The sequence below is a fragment of the Endozoicomonas sp. ALD068 genome (assembly GCF_049310145.1).
Lineage (GTDB): Bacteria > Pseudomonadota > Gammaproteobacteria > Pseudomonadales > Endozoicomonadaceae > Endozoicomonas_A.
Genome location: NZ_JBLYNU010000004.1, coordinates 4,037,500 through 4,055,333 on the forward strand (window position 1 = coordinate 4,037,500; position 17,834 = coordinate 4,055,333).

Consider the following 17,834-nt stretch of genomic DNA (forward strand, 5'->3'; position numbering starts at 1 on the left):
TTGATCTATCCTTCCTCTCTGTATATCTGGAGGCAAGGATAAAATCATTAAATACTCACTCTTTGCGGCACCTTTGCTGCTACTTTCCCTGACTGTAGCCTGTCAGACCGAAACGTTGACAAGACGTTATATTGTCGAAATACAGCAGGATGCAACTTTTTCAAAACAGAGTTTTTCTGTAAAACCAAACCAGCATGTACTGTCGTATGATACGTCAGATATTGCCGACAAAAACGGTTTTATAACACCAAATTTACTCTCTGATTATAAACGACGATGCTTTTTCGGTTACGAAGTAAAAAAAAACCTGATTGAGTCGATTTCCTGGCAATTGCTTTACGCCACTAATTTGCTGGTTGCCTTCGAACTGATCATGACCAGCAAAGCCCACCCTCCGGGCGCTACCTCTTATTCATGGCCACCGGTAGAAAGGATTGTCACTGTCGGCTGGCTTTTGAAAAGCTATTGGAACCCCGACTCACCGATGTTTAAACCGATTGAACAATCAGAAATGAGGTTGACCCAGGGGAACCAGCCTTTTGCAATCACGACTATGATACACGGCTCTGGATATGTCCAACAACCACAAAGCCAGCTACCAGAGTCATCTGGCCAACAAGCCCCACAAACAACCCACCAGCCAACAAACGCTTTCACCAACCCTCTGTCTTCTGGCTCCGGTGACGGCTTCGAAGACCCTCAACAACACGTACATACTTTGGGTATAGATTGTTTCGTTCACCCCTGTCGTGGCGTTTGTAACTTCCGACCATCTTCCGAAAGCATAGGGTCAACTGAAAGGGTGCTGAAATCTGAAGAAAGTCTGGCGAGCCTTACAGCAGCAACACCCGAACAAAACCCATGCCCCCATGATTGCCTCTGCTATTGTTGCATCAGGCATTCTGCTTCTGCGTATGAAACATCAAATAATCTCTTTACCATTCAACTCCAATGCGCTTCTGGCCAACTTTTTCAGGGATATGACATGGATGACAACCCGGCCAATACAACCCCCCCTCCAGAGCCAGTCCCCTGTAACCTGAAAACGCTTGATGAGGATGGTCAGCTACGAAATTGCGAGAAAGTCTACAAAAGCGTTCAATCCCTTTTTGATCACCAGAGAAAAGTCCACTCCGGTAAAAAAACCTGTCTCGCACCCGTGGTCGGGGAGGATGGCCGTTTGCGACCATGCGGGGAAGTCTGGAAAAATGCCGTTGCCCTGTCGAATCACAGAAGAAGTGCCCACACCGGGCAACAAACCTGTAACGTCATAATAGTCACAGAGGATGGTCGGGAACGACCATGCGGAAGGGTCTGCAAGAATGCCAGTGCCCTGTCGAGCCACAGAGGAAGGACACACACCGGGCAGCAAACCTGTCAAATCACAATGGTCACAGAGGATGGTCAGGAACGTCTATGCGGAAAGGTCTGCATGAATGCCTTCGCCCTGTGGAGTCACAGAACAAGTGTCCACTCCGGGCCAAGAACCTGTAATGTAACCGTGGTCGGTGAGGCTGGTCAGCTGCGGCCTTGCGGGAAGGTCTGCAAGAATGCCAGCGCCTTTTCCGATCACAAAAGATACGCCCACACCGGGCAACAAACCTGTGACGTGATCGTGGTCGGAGAGGGTGGTCAGCAGCGACCATGCGGAACGGTCTGCAAGAACGCCAAAACCCTTTCATCTCACAAGGTTGGATGTCACAGTGGGCAAAAAACCTGTGAAGTAATCGTGCTCGGCAAGGATGATAAACCGCAACCATGCGGGAAGGTCTGCATGAATTCCGGCGCCCTGTCGAGCCACAAAAAAAGCGCTCACACCGGACAAAGAACCTGTGATGTGACCGTGGTTGGGGAGGATGGTCAGCTGCGGCCATGCGGGAAACTCTGCAATAATGCAGGTTCTCTCTCGTCTCATAAATTCAAACAACACACCGGGAAAAAAACCTGTCAGGTAACCATGGTCGCAGAGGATGGTCAGCCGCGACCTTGCGGAACGGTCTGCAAGAATGTCAGCGCTCTAAGGTATCACAAAATAAGCACCCACACCGGGCAACAAACCTGTGATGTGACCGTGCTCGGGGAGAATGGTCAGCTGCGACCATGCGGAAAGGTTTACCAGAATGCAATGGCCCTGTCTGCGCATAAAAGGACCCATCGAAAACGCAAGCCTGTTGATGCGAACCGGAAAGACGGTCTCAGCCCTCCGCAAGGTAATGTGAATAAGTAACGACCTTTAGCAGAAGTTTTTTGACAGAAAAACACGCTCACTTTCTTGATCTATCCTTCCTCTTTGTATATCAGGAGGCAAGGATAAAATCATTAAATACTCACTCTTTGCGGCACCTTTGCTGCTACTTTTGCTGACTGTCGCCTGTCAGGCCGAAACGTTGACAAGACGTTATATTGTTGAGCTACAACAGGATGCAGATTTTTCAAACCAAAGTTTTTCTATAAAGCCAAACCAAGGTGCACTGTCGGATGATCCGTCAGATATTGCCGACAAAAACGGTTTTGTAACACCAGATTTACTCTCTGATTATAAACGACGATGCTTTTTCAATTGCGAAATAAAAACCACCCTCATTGAGTCGATTTCCTGGCAGTTGCTTTACGCCACGAATTTGCTGGTTGCCTTCGAACTGATCATGACCAGCAAAGCCCCCCCTCCGGGTGCTACCTCTTATTCATGGCTACCGGTAGAAGGGATTATCACTGTCGGCTGGCTTTTGAAAAGCTATTGGAACCGCGACTCACCGCTGTTTAAACCGATTGAACAATCAGAAATGAGGTTGACACAGGGGAATCAGCCTTTTGCAATCACGACTATGATGCACGGCTCCGGATATGACCAACAACCACAACAACAACAACAAAGCCAGCTACCAGAGTCATCTGGCCAACAAGCCCCACAAACACCCCCCCAGCCAACAAGCGCTTTCACCAACCCTCTGTCTTCTGGCTCCGGTGACGGCTGCGGAGACCCTCAACAACAGGCACATACTTTGGATTTAGATTGTTTCGTTCACCCCTGTCATGGCGTTTGTAAATTCCGACCATCTTCCGAATTCACCTGCAACCTGACAATGATCGATAAGGATGGCCAGCTACGGAATTGCAAGAAAGTCTACAAGACTACTCAATCCCTTTTGAACCACAGAAAAGGATACCACACCGGTAAAAGAACCTGTCTCGTGCCCGTAGTCGGGAAGGATGGTCGGCTGCGACCATGCGGAGAGGTCTGGAAAAATGCCACTGCCCTGTCGAATCACAGACTAAAGGCCCACACCGGGCAACAAACCTGTAACGTCATAATGGTCACAGAGGATGGTCGGGAACGGCCATGCGGAGAGGTCTGCAAGAATGCCAGTGCCCTGTCGGGCCATAAAAGAAGGAAGCACACCGGGCAGCAAACCTGTGAAATCATAATGGTCACAGAGGATGGTCAGGAACGTCAATGCGGAAAGGTCTGCAAGAATGCCAGCGCCCTGTCGTGTCACAAAACAAGCGCCCACACCGGGCAAAGAACCTGTGATGTGACCGTGGTCGATGAGGATGGTCAGCCACGGCCTTGCGGGAAGGTCTTCAAGAATGCCGGTTCCTTGTCGGGTCACAAAAGAGACGCCCACACCGGGCAAAAAATCTGTGACGTGATCGTGGTCGGAGAGGGTGGTCAGCCGCGACCATGCGGAACGGTCTGCAAGAACGCCAAAACCCTTTCATCTCACAAGGTTGGATGCCACAGCGGGCAAAAAACCTGTGCGGTACTCGTGGTCAGCAAGGATGGTAAACCACAACTGTGTGGGAGGGTCTTCAAGAACGCCTATATCCTGTCAGATCACAAAAAAAGAAAGCACAGTGGGCAAAAAACCTGTGCTGTGACCGTGGTCGGAAAGGATGGTCAGCCGCAGCCATGTGGAAAGGTTTACAAGAATGCCAAAACCCTGTCTGTGCACAAAAGAATGCATCGAAAACGCAAGCCTGTTGATGCGAACCAGAAAGACGGTCTCAGCCCTCCATAAGGTAATCTGAAGTAAGCAACAACCTTTAACAGAAAGATTCTGACAGAAAAACAGGCTTACTTTCTTGATCTATCCTTCCTCTCTGTATACTTGGAGACAAGGATAAAATCATTAAATACTCACTCTTTGCGGCACCTTTGCTGCTACTTTTGCTGACTGTCGCCTGTCAGGCCGAAACGTTGACAAGACGTTATATTGTTGAGCTACAACAGGATGCAGATTTTTCAAACCAAAGTTTTTCTATAAAGCCAAACCAAGGTGCACTGTCGGATGATCCGTCAGATATTGCCGACAAAAACGGTTTTGTAACACCAGATTTACTCTCTGATTATAAACGACGATGCTTTTTCAATTGCGAAATAAAAACCACCCTCATTGAGTCGATTTCCTGGCAGTTGCTTTACGCCACGAATTTGCTGGTTGCCTTCGAACTGATCATGACCAGCAAAGCCCCTCCTCTGGGTGCTACCTCTTATTCATGGCCACCGGTAGAAGGGATTGTCACTGTCGGCTGGCTTTTGAAAAGCTTTTGGAACCCCGACTCACCGATGTTTAAACCGATTGAACAATCAGAAATGAGGTTGACACAGGGGAATCAGCCTTTTGCAATCACGACTATGATGCACGGCTCCGGATATGACCAACAACCACAACAACAAAGCCAGCTACCAGAGTCATCTGGCCAACAAGCCCCACAAACAACCCCCCAGCCAACAAGCGCTTTCACCAACCCTCTGTCTTCTGGCTCCGGTGACGGCTACGAAGACCCTCAACAACACGCACATACTTTGGGTTTAGATTGTTTCGTTCACCCCTGTCATGGCGTTTGTAAATTCCGACCATCTTCCGAATTCACCTGCAACCTGACAATGGTCGATAAGGATGGCCAGCTACGGAATTGCAAGAAAGTCTACAAGACTACTCAATCCCTTTTGAAACACAGAAAAGGATACCACACCGGTAAAAAAACCTGTCTCGTGCCCGTTGTCGGGAAGGATGGCCGGCTGCGACCATGCGGAGAGGTCTGGAAAAATGCCGGTGCCCTGTCGAATCACAGAATAAAGGCCCACACCGGGCAACAAACCTGTAACGTCATAATGGTCACAGAGGATGGTCGGGAACGGCCATGCGGAGAGGTCTGCAAGAATGCCGGTGCCCTGTCGGGCCACAAAAGAAGGATGCACACCGGGCAGCAAACCTGTGAAATCATAATGGTCACAGAGGATGGTCAGGAACGTCAATGCGGAAAGGTCTGCAGCAATGCCAGCGCCCTGTCGAGTCACAAAACAAGCACCCACTCCGGGCAAAGAACCTGTGATGTGACCGTGGTCGATGAGGATGGTCAGCCGCAGCCTTGTGGGATGGTCTTCAAGAATGCCGGTCCCCTGTCGGATCACAAAAGAGACGCCCACACCGGGCAAAAAGCCTGTGACGTGACCCTGGTCGGAGAAAATGGACGCCAGTGGCCTTGCGGAAAGGTCTGCAAAAGCGCCAGAGCCTTGTCGTCTCATAAGTTTGGATGTCACAGTGGGCAAAAAACCTGTCAAGTAATCGTAGTCGGCAAGGATGATAAACCGCAACCATGCGGGAGGGTCTGCATGAATAGCAGCGCCCTGTCGAGACACAAAAAAAGCGCTCACACCGGGCAAAGAACCTGTGATTTGACCGTGGTCGGGGAGGACGGACAGTCGCGGCCATGCGGGAAACTCTACAGTAGTGCTGATTCTCTCGCGTGTCATAAATTCAAACAACACACCGGGAAAAAAACCTGTGACGTTATGATGGTTGTGAAGGATGGTGAGCGACGGCCATGCGGAACAGTTTGCAAGAATCGCCAAGCCCTTTGTAACCACAAAAGAAATGCCCACACCGAACAAAAAACCTGTGACGTTATGATAGTCGGTGAGGATGGCCAACAGCGACCATGCAGAAAGGTTTACAAGAATGCCAAAACCCTGTCTGTGCACAAAAGAATACACCGAAAGCGCAAGCCTGTTGCTGCGAACCAGAAAGACGGCCTCAGCCCTCCATAAGGTAAAGTGAATAAGTAAGAACCTTTAGCAGAAGGTTTTTGACAGAAAAACAGGCTTACTTTCTTGATCTATCCTTCCTCTCTGTATATCTGGAGGCAAGGATAAAATCATTAAATACTCACTCTTTGCGGCACCTTTGCTGCTACTTTTGCTGACTGTCGCCTGTCAGGCCGAAACGTTGACAAGACGTTATATTGTTGAGCTACAACAGGATGCAGATTTTTCAAACCAAAGTTTTTCTATAAAGCCAAACCAAGGTGCACTGTCGGATGATCCGTCAGATATTGCCGACAAAAACGGTTTTGTAACACCAGATTTACTCTCTGATTATAAACGACGATGCTTTTTCAATTGCGAAATAAAAACCACCCTCATTGAGTCGATTTCCTGGCAGTTGCTTTACGCCACGAATTTGCTGGTTGCCTTCGAACTGATCATGACCAGCAAAGCCCCCCCTCCGGGTGCTACCTCTTATTCATGGCTACCGGTAGAAGGGATTATCACTATCGGCTGGCTTTTAAAAAGCTATTGGAACACCGACTCAGCAGTGTTTAAGCCGATTGAACAAACAGAAATGAGGTTGACACAGGGGAATCAGCTCTTTGCAATCACTACTATGATGCAAGGCTCCGGCTATGAGCAGCAACAACCACAACAACAAAGCCAGCTACCAGAGTCATCTGGCCAACAAGCCACACGCCAACCAACAAGTGCTTTCACCAGCCCTCTGTCTTCTGGCTCCGGTGACGGCTTCGGAGACCCTCAACAACACGCACATACTTTGGGTTTAGATTGTTTCGTTCACCCCTGTCATGGCGTTTGTAAGTTCCGGGCATCTTCCGAAAACATGGGGCCAACTGAAAGGGCGCTGAATTCTGAAGAAAGTCTGGCGAGCTCTACAGGAGTAACACCCGGACAAAACCCATGCCCCCATAATTGTCTCTGCCATCGTTGCAGCAGGCATTCTGATTCTGCAAATGAAACATCAAATGATCGCTTTGCCATTCAACTCCAATGCACTTCTGGCCAACTGTTTCAGGGACATGGCATTGATGACAACCCGTTCAATACAAGCGCTCCTGTGCCAGTCCCCTGTAACCTGAGAATACTTGATGAGGATGGTCAGCTACGAAATTGTGAAAAAGTTTTCAAGAGTGTTCAATCCCTTTTGAATCACACAAAACAAGTCCACAGCGGTAAAAAAATCTGTCTCGCGCCCGTGGTCGGGAAGGATGGTCGGCTGCGACCATGCGGGGAGGTCTGGAAAAATACCAATGCCCTGTCGAGCCATAAAAGAAGGATGCACACCGGGCAGAAAACCTGTGATGTTATAATGGTCACAAAGGATGGTCAGGAACGGCCATGCGGAAAGACCTGCAAGAGTAGCGGTGCCCTGTCGGACCACAAAAGAAGGACGCACACCGGGCAGCAAACCTGTGAACTCATAAGGGTCACAGAGGATGGTCAGGAACGTCAATGCGGAAAGGTCTGCATGAACGCCAGCAGCCTGTCGAGTCATAAAAAAAGAGCCCACGACATGCGAAGAACCTGTGATGTGACCGTGATCGGGGAGGATGGTCAGCCGCAGCCATGCGGGACACTCTGCAAGAGTTCCAGGTCTCTCGCGAGTCATAAATTCAGACGCCACACCGGGCAAAAAACCTGTGACGTAATCCTGGTCGGAGAGGATGGCCAGCAGCGACCTTGCGGAACGCTCTGCAAGAATGTCGACACTTTACGGTATCACAAAGATAGCACTCACGCCGGGCAAAAAACCTGTAACGTTATGATGGTTGGGGAGAATGGCCAGCAACGACCATGCGGAAAGGTTTGCAAGAATGTCTATAAACTGTCAGATCACAAACAAAGACAGCACAGTGAGCAAAAAGCCTGTGCTCTGATCGTGACCGATGAGGATGGCCGGGAACGACCTTGCGGAACGGTCTGGAAGAATGTCAGCGCTCTACGGTATCACAAAAAAAGCACCCACACCGGGCAACAAACCTGTGACGTTATGATTGTCGGGGAGGATAGCCAGCGACGACCATGCGGAAAGGTTTGCAAGAATGTCTTTACCCTGTCTGAACACAAAAAAAGAAATCACAGCGAGCAAAAAACCTGTGATGTGATCGTGACCTATGAGGATGGCCAGGAGAGGCCATGCGGGAAGACCTGCAAGAGTGCCTGCGTTCTACAGGAGCACAAAAGAAACACTCACTCCGGGCAACAAACCTGTGACTTTATGATGGTCGGGGAGCATGGTGAGCAACGGCCATGCGGAACAATTTGCAAGAATAACCTTGCCCTTTGTTATCACAAAAGAAGTACCCACTCCGGGCAACAAACCTGTGACGCCATAATGGTCACAGAGGATGGCCAGAAACGGCCATGCGGGAAGGTCTACAAGAATAAAAATGTCTTGTGGCGTCACAAAAAATACGCCCACACCGGGCAACAAACCTGTGATGTAACAGTGGTCGGGGAGAATGGTCAGCGACGGCCATGCGGAAAGCTTTACAAGAATGCATTGACCCTGTCTAATCACAAAAGAACCCATCGAAAACGCCAGCCTGTTGATGCGGACCAGAAAGACGGTCTCAGCCCTCCATAAGGTAGAGTGAATAAGAAAGAACCTTTAGCAGAAGGTTTTTGACAGAAAATCACGCTTGCTTTCTTCATCTATCCTTCCTCTCTGTATATCTGGAGGCAAGGATAAAATCATTAAATACTCACTCTTAGCGGCTCCTCTGCTGCTACTTTTTCTAACTGTCGCCTGTCAGGCCGAAACCTTGACCAGACGTTATATTGTCGAGCTTCAACAGGATGCAGCTTTTTCAAACCAGTGTTTTTCTATAAAGCCAGACCAACGTTTACTGTCGGATAATCCGTCAGATATTGCCGACAAAAACAATTTTATAACACCAGATTTAGCCTCTGATTATAAACGACAGAGTTTTTTCAGTTACAAAGTAAAAACAACTCTCATTGAGTCGATTTCCTGGCAGTTGCTTTACGCCACGAATTTGCTGGTTGCCTTCGAACTGATCATGACCAGCAAAGCCCCTCCTCTGGGTGCTACCTCTTATTCATGGCTACCGATAGAAGAGATTGCCACTGTCGGCTGGCTTTTGAAAAACTATTGGAACCCCTACTCAGCACTGTTTAAACTGATTGAACAATCAGAAATCAGGTTGACACAGGGGAATCAGCCCTTTGCAATCACTACTATGATGCACGGCTCCGGCTATGAGCAACAACAACCACAAAGCCAGCTACCAGAGTCATCTGACCAACAAGCCCCACAAACCACACGCCAGCCAACAAGCGCCTTCACCAACCCTCTGTCATCTGGCTCAGGTGACGGCTTCAGAGACCCTAAGCAACACGCACATACTTTAGGGTTAGATTGTTTCGTTCACCCCTGTCATGGCGTTTGTAAATTCCGATCATCTTCCGAAAACATGGGGCCAGCTGAAAGGTCGCTGAAATCTGAAGAAAGTCTGGCAAGCCATTCAGGAACAACACCAGAACAAAACTCTTGCCCTCACAATTGTCTCTGCTATCGTTGCGTTCGACATTCTGATCCCGCAAATGAAACATCGAATAATCCCATTGCCATACAACTGCAATGGGCTTTTGGCCAACCATTTCAGGTACATGACATTGATGACAACCCGGCCAATACAACCCCCTCCCCAGTGCCAGTCCCCTGTAACCTGACAATACTTGAAGAGGATGGTCAGCTACGGAATTGCGAGAAAGTCTACAAGAGTGTTCAATCCCTTTTGAATCACAAAAGACAAGTCCACACCGGCAAAAAAACCTGTCTCACTCCCGTGGTCGGGGAGGATGGCCTTCTGCGACCATGCGGGAAGGTCTGCAAAAATTTAGTTGCCCTGTCGAATCACAGAAGAAGTGCCCACACCGGGCAGCAAACCTGTAACGTGATAATGGTCACAGAGGATGGTAGGGAACGGCTATGCGGAAAGGTCTGCAAGAGTGGTGGCGCCATGTCGAGTCACAAAAAAAACGTCCACAGCAGGCAAAGAACCTGTGGTGAGACCGTGGTCGGGGAGGATGGTCAGCTGCGGCCATGCGGGAAACTCTTCAGAAGTACTCAATCTCTCTCCACTCATAAGTACAGTCGACACACCGGGCAAAAAACCTGCGACATGCCCCTGGTCAGAGAGGATGGTCGGCAGTGGCCATGCGGAACGGTCTGCAAGAGCAACAAAGCCTTGTCAGATCACAAGCGTGGATACCACAGCGGGCAAAAAATCTGTGAAGTAATCGTGATCGGCGAGGATGGTAAACAGCAACCATGCGGGAGGGTCTGCAAAAATGCCTATATCCTGTCGAGTCACAAACAAAGACACCACAGCGAGCAAAAAACCTGCGATGTGATCGTGGCCGATGAGGATCGCCAGCAGCGGCCATGCGGAAAAGTCTGCAAGAGTGTTCAAGACCTGTCATGTCACAAAAGCAGATACCACTGCGGACAACAAACCTGCAACGCTATATTGGTCAGCGAGGATGGCCAGCAACGACCTTGCGGAACCGTCTGCAAGAATAAACGAACTCTGTCGGGTCACAGAAGGAGCGCCCACACCGGGCAACAAACCTGTGATGTGACCATGGTCGGAGAGGATGGTCAGCCGCAGCCTTGTGGAAAGGTTTACAAGAATGTAAACACCTTTTCTAAGCACAAAAGAACCCATCGAAAACGCAAGCCTGTTGATACAAACCAGAAAGACACTCTCAGCACTCCATAAGGTAATGTGATTAAGTAAACAACTTTAGCAGAAGGTTTTTAACAGAAAAACACGCTTACTTTCTTGATCTATCCTTCCTTTCTGTATATGTGGAGGCAAGGATAAAATCATTAAATACTCACTCTTTGCGGCACCTCTGCTGCTACTTTCGCTGACTGTCGCCTGTCAGGCTGAAACCTTGACCAGACATTATATTGTCGAGCTTCAGCAGGATGCCGCTTTTTCAAACCAGAGTTATTCTATCAAGCCAGACCAACGTTCACTGTCGGATAATTCGTCAGATATTGCGAACAAAAACGGCTTTAAAACACCAGATTTAGACCCTGATTATAAACGACAGAATTTTTTTAGTTACGAAGTAAAAACAACCCTCATTGAGTCGATTTCCTGGCATTTGCTTTACGCCACGAATTTGCAGGTTGCCTTCGAACTGATCATGACCAGCAAAGCCCCTCCTCTGAGTGCTACCTCTTATTCATGGCTACCGATAGAAGGGATTGTTACTGTCGGCTGGCTTTTGAAAAGCTATTGGAACCCCGACTCAGCACTGTTTAAACCGATTGAACAATCAGAAATCAGGTTGACACAGGGGAATCAGCCCTTTGCGATCACTACTATGATGCACGGCTCCGGCTATGACCAACAGCAACCACAAAGCCACCTACCAGAGTCATCTGGCCAACAAGCCCCACAAGCCAACTGCCAGCCAACAAGTGCTTTTACCAGCCCTCTTTCTTCTGGCTTCGGTGACGGCTTCGGAGACCCTCAACAAAACGCACATACTTTGGGTTTAGATTGTTTCGTCCACCCCTGTCATGGTGTTTGTAAACTCCGACCATCTTCCGAAAAAATGGAGCCAACTGAAAGGTCGCTGAATTCTGAAGAAAGTCTGACAAGCCTCACAGTAGCAACACCCGGACAAAACCCGTGCCCCCATAATTGTCTCTGCTATCGTTGCACCAGGCATTCTGATCCTGCAAATGAAACATCAAAGGATCCCTTTGCTATTCAACTCCAATGCGCTTCTGGCCAACTATTCCAGGTACATGACATTGATGATAACCCGGATAATACAACCGCCCCTGCAGAGCAATTCGCCTGTAACCTGACAATGGTCGATGAGGATGACCACTTACGAAATTGCGAGAAAGTCTACAAGAGTGCTCAATCCCTTTTGAATCACAAAAAACAAGTTCACAGCGGTAAAAAAACCTGTCTCGCGCCCGTGGTCGGGCAGGATGGTCGGCTGCGACCATGCGGGAAGGTCTGGAAAAATGCCGGTGCCCTGTCGAGCCACAAAAGAAGAACGCACACCGGGCAGAAAACCTGTGAAGTCATAATGGTCACAAAGGATGGTCAGGAACGGCCATGCGGAAGGGTCTGCATGAGCGCCAACTCCCTGACGAATCACAAAAAGAGAGCTCACGACATGCAAAGAACCTGTGATGTGACCGTAGTCGGAGAGAGTGGCCAACAGAGGCCTTGCGGAACGGTCTGCAAGAGCGCCAAAGCCTTGTCAGACCACAAGCTTGGATACCACAGCGGGCAAAAAACCTGTGCAGTCATTGTGGTCGGCAAAGAGGGTAAACCGCAACCATGCGGGAAGTTCTGCAAGAATGCCAGCGCTCTGTCGAGTCACAAAAACAGCGCCCACACCGGGCAAAGAACCTGTGATGTAACCGTGGTCGGTGAGGATGGTCAGCTGCGGCCATGCGGGAAACTCTGCAACAGCAATCACTCTCTCTCTTCTCATAAGTTCAATCAACACAGCGGGCAAAAAACCTGTGACTCAACCCTGGTCGGAGAGGATGGCCAGCAGCGACCTTGCGGAACGATCTGCAAGAGCGCCAAAGCCTTGTCGTCTCATAAGCTTGGATATCATAGCGGGCAAAAAACCTGTGAAGTCATTGTGGTCGGCAAGGATGATAAACCACAACCATGCGGGACGGTCTGCATAAATGCCTACGCCCTGTCGGCTCACAAAAAAAACGCCCACAGCGGGCAACAAATCTGTGAAGTTATGATAGTCGGGAACGATGGTCAACCGCAGCCATGTGGGACTCTCTGCAAGACTGCTCAAATTCTCTCGTGTCATAAATTCGATCACCACAGCGGACAAAAAACCTGTGTCTTAACCGTTGTCGGGGAGGATGGCCTGCAGCGACCCTGCGGAAGAGTCTGCAAGAGCGCCAGGTCCTTGTCGTCTCACAAGCTTGGATACCACAGCGGGCAAAAAACCTGCAGTATGCTCATTGCCGATAAGGATGGCCAGCAGCAGCCATGCGGGAAGATCTGCACGAATGTCAACGCTCTGCGGTATCACAAAAAAAGCGCTCACACCGAGCAACAAACCTGTAACCTTATGATGGCCGGGGAGGATGGCCAGCAACGGCCATGCATGACGATCTGCAAGAGTCCTGCCATGATGAATCACCAAAGAAGATACCACTCCGGGCAACAAACCTGTGAAGTAACCGTGACTGGGGAAAATGGCCAACCTCGGACATGCGGCATAGTCTTCCAGAATGTCAACGCTCTGGAGTATCATAAAAAAAACGCTCACACCGGGCAACAAACCTGTGTCGTTAATATGGTTGGGGAGGGTGGTGAGCGACGGCCATGCGGAACAGTTTGCAAGAATAGCCGAGTCCTTCGTAATCACAAAAGAAATGCCCACGGCGAGCAACAGACCTGTGACCTTATGATAGTCGGGGAGGATGGCCAGCGACGACCATGCGGGAAGGTCTATAAGAATAAGTCGGTCCTTGCGGATCACAAAAAAAACGTTCACACCGGGCAACAAACCTGTGACGCTATGATAGTCGGTGAGGAAGGTCAACAGCGGCCATGTGGAAAGGTTTACAAGAATGCCAAAACCCTGACTGCGCACAAAAGAACACATCGAAAACGCAAGCCTGTTGATGTGAACCAGAAAGACAGTCTCAACCCTCCATAAGATAAAGTAAATAAATAACGACCTTTAGCAGAAGGTTTTTGAAAGAAAAAAAACTCACTTTCTTGATCTATCCTTCCTGTCTGTATACCCGGAGGCAAGGATAAAGTCATTAAATACTCACTCTTAGCGGCACCTCTGCTGCTACTTTCGCTGACTGTCGCCTGTCAGCCAGAAACCTTGACCAGGCGTTTTATTGTGGAACTTAAACAAGATTCAGTTTTTTCAAACCAGAGTTTTTCTATAAAAAAAGACCAACGTTCACTGCCGTATAGCACGTCAGATATTACCGACAAAAACGGTTTTAAAAGACCAGATTTATCCTCCGACTATAAACGACAGTACTTTTTTAGTTACGAAGAAAAAACAACCCTCACTGAGTCGATTTCATGGCAGTTGCTTTACGCCACGAATTTGCTTGTTGTCTTCGAACTGATCATGACCAGCAAAGCCCCTCCTCTGAGTGCTACCTCTTATTTATGGCTACCGGTAGAAGGGATTGTCACTGTCGGCTGGCTTTTGAAAAGCTATTGGAGCCCCGACTCACTTCTGTTTAAACCGATTGAGCAATCAGAAATCAGGTTGACACAGGGGAATCAGCCCTTTGCGATCACTACTATGATGCACGGCTCCGGCTATGACCAACAACAACCACAGCAACAGCCACAACAGCAAAGCCAGTCACCAGAGTCATCAGGCCAACAAGCCAAAGGCCGACCAACAAGTGCTTTCACCAGCCCTCTGTCTGCTGGCTCCGGTGACGGCTACGAAGACCCTCAACAACACGCACATACTTTAGGTTTAGATTGTTTCGTTCACCCCTGTCATGGCGTTTGTAAATTCCGACCATCTTCCGAAAACATGGGGCCAGCTGAAAGGTCGCTGAATTCTGAAGAAAGTCTGGCAAACCCAACAGGAGCAACACCCGGACAAAACCCCTGCCCCCATAATTGTCTCTGCTATCGTTGCAACTGGCATTCTGATTCTGCAAATGAAACATCAAATAATCTCTTTGTCATTCAACTCCAATGCGCTTCTGGCCAAATTTTTCAAGTACATGACATTGACCGCAATTCGGTCAATACAACCGCTCCGGTGCCAGTCCCCTGTAACCTGACAAGACTTGATGAGGATGGTCAGCTACGGAATTGCGAGAAAGTCTACAAGAGTGCTCAATCCCTTTTGAATCACCAAAAAAAATTCCACACCGGCAAAAAAACCTGTCTCGCACCCGTGATCGCGGAGGATGGCCGACTGCGACCATGCGGGGAGGTCTGGAAAAATGCCGATGCCCTGTCGGGTCACAAAAAAAAGGCCCATACCGGGCAACAAATCTGTGCAGTCATAATGGTCACAGAGGATGGTCAGGAGCGGCCATGCGGAAAGGTCTGCATGAATGCCAGCGCCCTGTTGACTCACAAAAAAAGCGCCCACACCGGGCAAAGAATCTGTGATGTAATCGTGGTCGGGGAGGATGGTCAGCCGCAGCCATGCGGGAAACTCTGCAATAGTGCTGGCTCCCTCTCATGTCATAAATTCAAACAACACACCGGGAAAAAAACCTGTGACGTAACCATGGTCTCAGAAGATGGCCAGCCGCGACCTTGCGGAACGGTCTGCAAGAATGTCGGCGCTCTGCAGTATCACAAAAGAAGCACCCACACCGGACAACAAACCTGCGACGTTATGATGGTCCGGGAGGATGGCCAGCGACGGCCATGCGGAAAGGTTTGCAAGAATGCCTGTACCCTGTCAGATCACAAAAAAAGAAATCACAGCGAGCAAAAAACCTGTGATGTGATCGTGACCGATGAGGATGGCCAGGAGCGGCCATGCGGGAAAGCCTGCAAGAGTGCCTGCGTTCTACAGGAGCACAAAAGAGACACTCACTCCGGGCAACAAACCTGTGACGTTATGATGGTCGGTAAGGATGGCATGCGACGGCCATGCGGAAGAGTTTGCAAGAATCGCCGAGCCCTTTGTAATCACAAAAGAAATACCCACGCAGGGCAACAAACCTGTGACGTAATGATAGTCGGGGAAGATGGCCAGCGACGACCATGCGGGAAGATCTATAAGAATAAGTCGATCCTTGCGGATCACAAAAAAAACGGCCACACCGGGCAACAAACCTGTGATGTTATGATAGTCGGGGAGGATGGTCAACAGCGGCCATGTAGAAAAGTTTACAAGAATGCCAAAACCCTGTCTGAGCACAAGAGAACACATCGAAAACGCAAGCCTGTTGATGCGGACCATAAAGACAGTCTCAGTCCTCCATAAGGTAATGTGAATAAGTAACCACCTTTGGCAAAAAGTTTTCGACAGAAAACCACGCTTACTTTCTTGATCTATCCTTCCTCTCTGTATATCCGAAGACAAGGATAAAATCATTAAATACTCACTCTTTGCGGCACATCTGCTACTACTTTCGCTGACTGTCGCCTGTCAGGCTGAAACCTTGACCAGCAAAGCCTCTCCTCTGGGTGCTACCTCTTATTCATGGCTACCGATAGAAGGGATTGCCACGGTCGGCTGGCTTTTGAAAAGCTATTGGAACCCCGACTCACCACTGTTTAAACCGGATGAACAATCAGAAATGAGCTTGACACAGGGGAGTCAGCCCTTTGTAATCGCTACTATGATTCAAGGCTCCGGATATGACCAACAACAACCACAACAACAAAGCCAGCTACCAGAGTCATCTGGCCAACAGGCCCTGCAAGCCAGCCGCCAGCCAACAAGCGTTTTCACCAGCTCTCTGTCTTCCGGCTCCGGTGACGGCTACGAAGACCCTCAACAACACTCACACACTTTGGATTTAGATTGTTTCGTCCACCCCTGTCATGGCGTTTGTAAATTCCGATTACATTCTGATTCGGCAAACGAAAGGTCAAATGATCCCTTTGCCATTCAACTTCAGGCACATGGCATTAATGACAACCCGGTCAATACAACCGCTCCTGCAGCGCCAGTCTACTGTAACCTGACAACGGTCGATCAGTATGGCCAGCTATGGAATTGCAAGGGAGTCTACAAGAACGCTAAATCCCTTTTGGATCACCAAAGAAAAGTCCATTCCGGTGAAAAAGCCTGTGTCGTGCCCGTGGTCGGGAAGGATGGCCAACAGCGACCATGCGGTAAGCTCTGCAAGAATGCCAAGACCCTGTCGGATCACAAAAGAAGGTCGCACTCCGGGAAAAAAACCTGTGACGTAACATTGGTCACAGAGGATGGCATGGAAAGGCCATGCGGGAAGGTCTGCAGGCATGCCATGGCCCTGTCGGATCACAAAAGAAACGCCCACACCGGCCAAAGAACCTGTAATCTTGCCTTGCTCGGGGAGGATGGTCTGCGACGGCCATGCGGGAAGGTCTGCAAGAATGCCATCGCCCTGTCGGATCACAAAAAAAACACTCACATCGAACAGAGAACCTGTGGCCTGACCATGGACGGAGAGGATGGTCTGCAGCGGCTATGCGGGAAGGTCTTCAGAAATATCAAAGCCCTGTCGAATCACAAAAGAAACGCCCACATCGGACTAAGAATCTGTAAGGTGCGACTGGTCCGAGAGGATGGCCAGCAGCGGCCTTGCGGAAAGGTCTGCAAGAGCGTCAGAGCTTTGTCGTATCACAAGCTTAGATACCACAATGAAAATAAAACCTGTGAAGTAATCGTGGTCGGCAAGGATGGTAAACCGCAACCATGCGGGAAGGTCTGCAATAATGCCTACATCCTGTCACTTCACAAAAAAAGAAACCACAACGGGCAAAGAACCTGTGTTGCAATCGTGGCCGATGATGATGGTCAGCAGCGGTCATGCGGGAAGGTCTGCAAGAGTGTCGGCGCTCTGCGAGATCACAAAAGATACACTCACAACAGGCAACAATCCTGTGACATAGCAGTGGATGGTAAGGATGGTCGGCAGCGGCCGTGCGGGACGCTCTGCAAGAGTGCACAAACTCTTTCAAGTCACAAAAAAACACATCAACAACGCAAGCCTGTTGATGTGGACCAGAATTAGCAAAAGGTTTTTGTCAGAAAAACAAGCTTATTT

At 49.3% G+C, this 17,834-nt stretch carries 8 protein-coding genes; all 8 read left to right on the top strand.

Features of this window, described 5'->3' with window-relative positions; genetic code table 11:
* Positions 1 to 115: 115 nt before the first annotated feature.
* The 8 genes from ACO6V5_RS14265 to ACO6V5_RS14300 all read left to right on the top strand — a co-directional run bounded on the left by ACO6V5_RS14265 (position 116) and on the right by ACO6V5_RS14300 (position 17,801).
* The gene (locus ACO6V5_RS14265) at positions 116 to 2,227 is read left to right on the top strand and encodes a hypothetical protein (RefSeq protein ID WP_422409199.1); all 2,112 of its coding nucleotides are present in this window, start codon (positions 116 to 118) and stop codon (positions 2,225 to 2,227) included.
* A gap of 160 nt (positions 2,228 to 2,387) precedes the next feature.
* Complete coding sequence (locus ACO6V5_RS14270; RefSeq protein WP_422492120.1) at positions 2,388 to 4,019, top strand: hypothetical protein; 1,632 nt, start codon at positions 2,388 to 2,390, stop codon at positions 4,017 to 4,019.
* 179 nt (positions 4,020 to 4,198) lie between these two features.
* Positions 4,199 to 6,052 carry a hypothetical protein gene (locus ACO6V5_RS14275; RefSeq protein ID WP_422140021.1) on the top strand — a complete coding sequence of 618 codons (1,854 nt, stop codon included), beginning with the start codon at positions 4,199 to 4,201 and terminating at the stop codon, positions 6,050 to 6,052.
* A gap of 178 nt (positions 6,053 to 6,230) precedes the next feature.
* Positions 6,231 to 8,663, top strand: a complete 2,433-nt coding sequence (locus ACO6V5_RS14280) for a hypothetical protein (protein ID WP_422492122.1) — start codon at positions 6,231 to 6,233, stop codon at positions 8,661 to 8,663.
* Between the two features lie 178 nt (positions 8,664 to 8,841).
* Complete coding sequence (locus ACO6V5_RS14285; RefSeq protein WP_422412499.1) at positions 8,842 to 10,824, top strand: hypothetical protein; 1,983 nt, start codon at positions 8,842 to 8,844, stop codon at positions 10,822 to 10,824.
* A 178-nt stretch (positions 10,825 to 11,002) separates the two neighbouring features.
* A complete protein-coding gene (locus tag ACO6V5_RS14290; protein WP_422412497.1) occupies positions 11,003 to 13,780 on the top strand; it encodes a hypothetical protein in 2,778 nt (925 codons plus the stop codon).
* A 195-nt stretch (positions 13,781 to 13,975) separates the two neighbouring features.
* Positions 13,976 to 16,060, top strand: a complete 2,085-nt coding sequence (locus ACO6V5_RS14295; RefSeq protein ID WP_422412495.1) for a hypothetical protein — start codon at positions 13,976 to 13,978, stop codon at positions 16,058 to 16,060.
* 178 nt (positions 16,061 to 16,238) lie between these two features.
* Entirely contained in the window at positions 16,239 to 17,801 is a 1,563-nt protein-coding gene (locus ACO6V5_RS14300) for a hypothetical protein (protein WP_422132399.1), read from the top strand.
* Positions 17,802 to 17,834: the final 33 nt, after the last annotated feature.